The following is a 6,294-nucleotide window of genomic DNA, read 5'->3' on the forward strand; positions in this document are numbered from 1 at the left end:
GGTCTTGGCTTGCAAAATCTCTACTAAAACCCATTCCAGCCATTTCATAGCTATTAAAATGAACATTTGCCAAACCTGTGCAAGTATAATCCATACAAAACTTTAGACTTGCTTTTACTTTTCTAATGGCATCAACGCAAAAATTATATTTTAGAATATTAGTGCGAGATTTTTTTCTCAAATTATCCATTTCTTCTACCTTTGTATCAATAATCGCCTGTTGCTGTGAAGAAATTTCATAGCCTCTACTAAAAGAAGAAGCCAACTTCTTTCCTCTCATTTTATCAAATTCATTACGAGGGCTACTTTTATTATGGTTTTGATCAATTTCTTTTACATCTAAAACTAGAAACTTTTCCTTTCCAGATAAATTATCTTCTTCCATTCTTCTAACGATCTCATCTGAATAACCTGCTTTATATTGGATTATTTCTACATAATCTAAATTTTCAATATCATAGCGAGAAGTATTGACATGCCTATTTGGTTGATTCTCAAGGTAATAATCTGCTAGTTTTCTAATTGTTTCTTTAGCTTTATCTTCTTCAATTACAAAAACCCCGTTATCATTAACATACTTATTTTTATCCAAATATGGCAAGAGTTTGATAGCACGCAGAAGATATTTATTTTCCTTACCGCCACTTTTGGCAATTCTTTCAAGCTGTTCAATAGTTAAATGCTTATCTTCAACAACATCGTGAATTAGGGCTAAAAATTGATGAGTTTTATAATCATCATAAGTATAAAATTTTTCCTCTTGCTCTGAGGTATATTTAAACTTACCTTTTTTAACCGCCTTAGCTAAATATGGCTTTAATTCTTGTTTTAGCTTTTCAATGCCACCATTTTCTTCAAAACCAATTGATCTGCCATCAATATATCCATTTAGAATATGCTGTTTATCTTTTGGCAATATTGAACGCATTTGCTCTATAGAAAGATTTTCTAAATTACCTTCTAATAGTTTATCAATAGTTTGATCAAGAAGTTTTGAACCCCTTAAAGTTGCTTGTGCATAAACTGCTAATATATGGTTATATTGAGGCCTACCAGCCCTATCAGGCCAAGCGTGAACAACCCTTATAATATTTTCAATAAAATTTGAAACTCTAACTGGCTTTTCAAAATCCCAAATATCTCCTAACATCTTATCGGAAAAAACTTTATTTGGATCAGGATCTTTTTTCTTTTTTGGAAGCCTATTTTCTGCCTTAGTAAAATAATTTTGTATTAAAAAATTATAGACGGAATCATCTGCTGTAGTAGTTTGCGTAATATTTGGAGATGGTGAACCTTTAGATAAATTAACATTACACGATGTTTCTAAATCGCTCATAATAACTTTTTTACAATACGAGATACTAACATAGATAGCCCCAAAAATCAATCAATTAGGCATTCTTAGTTGTTCTGTGCTATCCAACGAAAAGACAGGTATTAAAACTTTTTTAAGGGAGTTATCGCTGTTTTTTAGCTCGTAATGACCGTGCATCAAACCTGATGGAGTATTTAAGGAAACCGAGCTTGCATAATCAAACTTACCCTTAGGCTCAATAACTGGTTGAAGCCCAACAACTCCGTGGCCATTTACTTCCTGCACAAGCCCCCTACCATCAGTAATATGCCAATATCTTGTGATAAGCTGAACTGCCTCATCGCCTTTATTTTCAATCTTCACATGGTAAGCCCAAACATAGTGATTATCTATCGGCGAAGATTCCAACTCTAAATATTCAGGGCGGACATTAACAATTATATTTTCCGTTTGTAATGTATAAGAATAATTTGCCACTTGTGTAAAAGTAAGTTATTTTGTTTTGTATGAAAATACTAGATGTAAATAATTTAACAATAAAAACTAGCAATAATATTTTGGTTGATGATGTTAATTTCTCAATCAATAAAGGTGAAGTTTTTGCTTTAGTTGGCCAAAGTGGCAGTGGAAAATCCTTAACTGCGAATTCAGTTTTGGGTCTTACGAAATTCATTGGTAATTTTGATATTTCAGGTAGCATAAATTATACAGATGGCGAAAAAGAAACTGATAATCTGCTAGAACTCCCAGAATCTGAGCTAAGAAGCATTAGGGGCGATAAAATATCAATGATATTTCAAGATCCTATGACTAGCCTAAACCCCTTACATAGAATAGGCAAACAGCTTGCTGAGGCGATAGAACTTCATCAAAAACTTGGTAAAAGAAAAATCCAAAAACGCATTGAGCATCTGCTTGATGATGTTGAACTCTCAATTTTGAAAGATAGGCTTGATGCCTTTCCGCATGAGCTTTCAGGCGGGCAAAGACAAAGAATAATGATTGCAATGGCACTGGCAAACCACCCTGATTTACTTATCGCTGATGAGCCAACAACCGCCCTAGATGTTACAATTCAAAAGGAAATTCTTGAATTACTTAAAAAATTAAGAGCGGAAAAATCTCTCTCAATATTGCTTATAACCCACGATTTAACCGTTGTTGCAAATATCGCTGATAGAATTGCCGTTATGCATAATGGCAAAATTGTTGAGCAAGGTGAAGCAAAGCAAATTTTGGAAAACCCCTCTCACGATTACACAAAAAAACTAATGGCATCAGTGCCAAGTGGTAGGCCAAAACCAGTTCCAGAACCTATGCAGGAAGTTTTATCAGTTGAAAAATTTTCTGTAAAATATGGCATCGGAAAAAGTATTTTTGGCTCTACAAACAAATATTTCAAAGCACTTAAAAATTTTGAACTTAATCTTTATAAAGGGCAAACCATTGCAGTTGTTGGGGAATCTGGCAGCGGAAAATCAACCTTTGCGAAAGGCGTTCTAAAATTAGTTCCATCAAAAGGAAGAATTTTTCTAAAACATAAGAGGGTTTCAAGGCTTCCAGAATTTTTATTCAGACCTTTCAGAAGGAAGCTCCAAGTTGTGTTTCAAGATCCTTACTCTAGCCTTAACCCGAGAATGACAATTGCGGATATCATTAAAGAGGGCGTAATTGCTCATAGAAAACATTTCAAATATCATAACCATATCAACATTACTGATGTTGAACTTGATGAATATATCGCGGAAATGATTGAAAAAATGAACCTTCCAAGAAGTTATTTAACCAGATATCCGCACCAATTATCAGGTGGTGAAAAGCAAAGGGTTTGCATAGCAAGAGCTTTAATTCTTAACCCAGATATAATTGTTTTAGATGAACCAACGAGTGCTTTAGATTTGATAAACCAAGCAGAAATTTTACGCATCTTGAAAGATTTACAATCAGAGTATAAAATATCTTACATCTTTATAAGCCACGATTTGCGGGTGGTTAAAAGCCTAAGCCATTATGTAATCGTGCTTAAAAACGGCAAAATTATTGAGCAAGGGGAAACGGAAAAAATTTTCTCTAACCCTGAAAATGACTATACAAAAAACTTGCTCCAAGCAGCCTATATTATGTAGAAATTTTTTTCTATTGTCATTCTGAGCTAAGCGAAGAATCTAGGTCTTTCGCTTAGCTCAAGATGACAAACTTTTTTTAACCTTAATATAAAAAACTATGTTCTCACTACTTATAAAAAATGGCACGATAGTAAACGCAAATGGCAGGCAAAAAGCTGATGTTGCAATTGAAAATGGAAAAATAGTTGCGATTGGTTTCTTTCCAGAATCACAAGCAAAACAAATTATAAACGCTGAAAATTTGCATGTTTTACCGGGGCTTGTGGATACGCAAGTGCATATGCGTGAACCGGGTTTGGAGTATAAAGAAGATTTAGAGGCAGGCACTCGCGGTGCTGTTCTTGGCGGAATTACTGGTGTTTTTGAAATGCCAAACACTAACCCTTCAACCACCACAAAAGCAGCAATTGAAGATAAATTGCAAAGAATGGAAGGCCGAAGCTGGTGCAATTACGCTTTCTATATTGGCGGAACGCCTGAGGCTAATGTTAACTGGCATGAGCTTGAAACCTTGAAAGGCTGTTGCGGTATTAAAATTTTTATGGGTGCATCAACTGGCAATTTACTGGTTGAGGAAGATGAGGCAATCCGCAATATTTTGAAAAAATCTAAGAGGCGTTCTGCAATTCACTCAGAGGATAATTTCCGTTTGCGTGATAGAAAATATATCGCGGAAGAGATTGCCCACCCTCGTGCTCACCCAATTTGGCGTGATAAAGAATCTGCAATAATTGCGACAAATCGCTTGATAAAAATAGCTCGCGAAACTGGTGCAAAAGTTCATGTTCTTCATATTTCAACCGCTGAAGAAATGGATTTCTTGGCAAAAAATAAAGATGTCGCAACAATAGAAATCCTCCCACAATTCCTCTATTTTTCTGATGAAGATTATGAAACGCTAGGCTCTCGCATTCAGATGAATCCGCCAATCCGTGATAAAGAAAACCGCAAAGGCCTATGGAAGGCCGTTCAAAATGGCATCGTTGATGTTATTGGCTCTGACCACGCACCTCATACGCTCCCTGAAAAGGCGAAGCCTTATCCACAAAGCCCTTCTGGTATGCCGGGCGTGCAGACGATTGTTCCGCTTATGCTCCATTTTGTGAATGAGGGATATATCCCGCTTGAAAAAGTAGTGCAAACTATGTCCTCCTGCCTTGAAACAATTTGGGGCGTGAAAGGCAAAGGCAAGGTTGCTGTTGGCTATGATGCAGATTTCACAATCGTTGATATGAACAAAGAAATTTTAATCCGTGATGAAGATATGGCTAATAAAAGTGGCTGGACGCCTTATCACGGCAGAACTTTCAAAGGTTGCCCAACCCATACAATTATCGGTGGCAATGTTATAATGGAAAACGGCAAGCTAATAACCGCTAACCAAGGCAAAGCCAGTATGTTTGAGTTTAGTTTTTGAAGAAATAAGGAATATTTCTATAAGAATTAATAACTCTTGCAATCCTGATTGGGCTTGAGTCTGGAATATATGCTATCCAATAATTATGAACTGGAAACCATCTATAATACTTGTTAGTAAATTCTGGCTTTAAGCTTCCAGATAGAGGAAATAAAGCAAGCATTTCAAAAACCTTATAAAATTCTATAGTTAGACTATCAGCTGCCTTAATATTTTCCTTTGCAATTCTTAGCCATATAGAATCTATATCGCTTAATGCTTGCTTTGATAAAACATAATTAATCTTACAGATTTTGAGAATTTAGAAAATTTTCCCTAACTAAACTCATATGATTTTTAACTTGCTCTTCTGTGTAAAACTCACCTTTTTCAAAGGAATTTTCTGCCTCTTCAAGTGCAGAATTAATGTAATATTTATAGGCTTCCTGTTTATCCAGCAAAGAAAGTGCTTCACAAACTAAATCATCAGCAGAATTGTATAACCCACTTGTGATTTTTTTGTTGATTAAATTTTCAGTATTTTCAGATAAAATAATACTCATTATGCTATAATTTCTTTGCTATACCATTCTATCATATCATCAAATCAAGGTAAATAATTTGCTACTTGCACTAAAAACTCCCTTTTGTATTATCATATAAAAAATAACCTTTATGAAATTATACCTCACAAATCGTTCACCTTTTGCTAGAAAAGCCGTAATAATGGCTATTGAAAAGGGTTTAGAAAGCAAAATAAAAATTATCCCTGTTGATTTAGCAAATAAACCAAAAGAATTGATTGAAGCAAACCCGCTTGGGCAAGTGCCAACTCTAGTGCTTGAAAATGGTCACGCAATTTATGATAGCCCAGTAATTTGTGAATATATTGATGGTTTGAATGATAATCCGAAGTTAATTCCTTCGCAAATTTCTTATAGAATTGAAGTTCTTCGCACTGAAGCCTTAACTGATGGAATGGTTGAATCTGCAATAAAAATCTATTTTGAAAATAATAAACCATCAGATAAGAAAGACGAAACAACCCTCAGAAAATACTATGAAATTTTAGATAGAGGATTTGATATGCTGGATAGAATCTGTAAAACTTTTCATACTGAGCAGCTTTTCACCCTCGCTGAGATTTCAACTGCTTCAGCACTTGGTTATATTTCTTTCAGGCTTACTGATTATAAATGGCGTGAAAAACATGCTAAACTTGCTACTTGGTTTGATAAATTTTCTGAACGCGAAAGCCTCAAGAAAACTATGCCAAAAGTTTAGAGCTGATTTTTCTAGTTTCTAGTTTCAAATTTATATCATCTTGATTTAATTAAAATATTGATGTAATTCCATTTTCTAAAAAATAAATTTTTGAAATGGTAGAATCAAAATCAAATTTAGTGCAGGGAAAAACTGGCTTGTGGGAAGTTGTAATCGGCTTGGAAGTTCAC

At 34.7% G+C, this 6,294-nt stretch carries 7 protein-coding genes; 3 read left to right on the forward strand and 4 right to left on the reverse strand.

What is annotated here, in order from left to right:
* Both SFT90_01715 and apaG read right to left on the reverse strand, forming a co-directional pair.
* Positions 1-1,339: hypothetical protein (locus SFT90_01715; protein MDX1949200.1), on the reverse strand; the 1,339-nt coding region annotated here is incomplete at its 3' end.
* 51 nt (positions 1,340-1,390) lie between these two features.
* On the reverse strand, positions 1,391-1,795 hold the full coding sequence (apaG, locus tag SFT90_01720) for a Co2+/Mg2+ efflux protein ApaG (protein ID MDX1949201.1): 405 nt from the start codon (positions 1,793-1,795) through the stop codon (positions 1,391-1,393).
* A 29-nt stretch (positions 1,796-1,824) separates the two neighbouring features.
* Here apaG and SFT90_01725 point away from each other — a divergent pair, with 29 nt between their 5' ends.
* Both SFT90_01725 and SFT90_01730 read left to right on the forward strand, forming a co-directional pair.
* Complete coding sequence (locus SFT90_01725; protein ID MDX1949202.1) at positions 1,825-3,444, forward strand: dipeptide ABC transporter ATP-binding protein; 1,620 nt, start codon at positions 1,825-1,827, stop codon at positions 3,442-3,444.
* 97 nt (positions 3,445-3,541) lie between these two features.
* Positions 3,542-4,861 (forward strand): dihydroorotase, encoded by a 1,320-nt coding sequence (locus tag SFT90_01730; protein MDX1949203.1) that lies wholly within the window; start codon positions 3,542-3,544, stop codon positions 4,859-4,861.
* On the opposite strand, the gene SFT90_01735 is transcribed toward SFT90_01730, so the two are convergent.
* Together SFT90_01735 and SFT90_01740 are read right to left on the reverse strand one after the other, a co-directional pair.
* Positions 4,851-5,162 carry a type II toxin-antitoxin system RelE/ParE family toxin gene (locus SFT90_01735; GenBank protein ID MDX1949204.1) on the reverse strand — a complete coding sequence of 104 codons (312 nt, stop codon included), beginning with the start codon at positions 5,160-5,162 and terminating at the stop codon, positions 4,851-4,853. The two genes, SFT90_01730 and SFT90_01735, sit on opposite strands and share 11 nt — an antisense overlap.
* On the reverse strand, positions 5,146-5,403 hold the full coding sequence (locus tag SFT90_01740) for a type II toxin-antitoxin system ParD family antitoxin (protein MDX1949205.1): 258 nt from the start codon (positions 5,401-5,403) through the stop codon (positions 5,146-5,148). Before SFT90_01740 ends, SFT90_01735 begins: the two co-directional genes overlap by 17 nt.
* A gap of 112 nt (positions 5,404-5,515) precedes the next feature.
* On the opposite strand from SFT90_01740, the gene SFT90_01745 reads away from it, so the two are divergent.
* Positions 5,516-6,124 carry a glutathione S-transferase N-terminal domain-containing protein gene (locus tag SFT90_01745; GenBank protein ID MDX1949206.1) on the forward strand — a complete coding sequence of 203 codons (609 nt, stop codon included), beginning with the start codon at positions 5,516-5,518 and terminating at the stop codon, positions 6,122-6,124.
* The last annotated feature ends 170 nt before the right edge of the window (positions 6,125-6,294 follow it).

It is taken from the genome of Rickettsiales bacterium, assembly GCA_033762595.1.
In the GTDB taxonomy this organism is placed as follows: domain Bacteria; phylum Pseudomonadota; class Alphaproteobacteria; order Rickettsiales; family UBA8987; genus JANPLD01.

Coding starts and splice junctions, on each gene's coding strand:
- SFT90_01730 (MDX1949203.1), top strand. CDS start 3,542: ATGTTCTCACTACTTATAAAAAATGGCACGATAGTAAACGCAAATGGC.
- SFT90_01745 (MDX1949206.1), top strand. CDS start 5,516: ATGAAATTATACCTCACAAATCGTTCACCTTTTGCTAGAAAAGCCGTA.
- SFT90_01740 (MDX1949205.1), bottom strand. CDS start 5,403: ATGAGTATTATTTTATCTGAAAATACTGAAAATTTAATCAACAAAAAA.
- SFT90_01725 (MDX1949202.1), top strand. CDS start 1,825: ATGAAAATACTAGATGTAAATAATTTAACAATAAAAACTAGCAATAAT.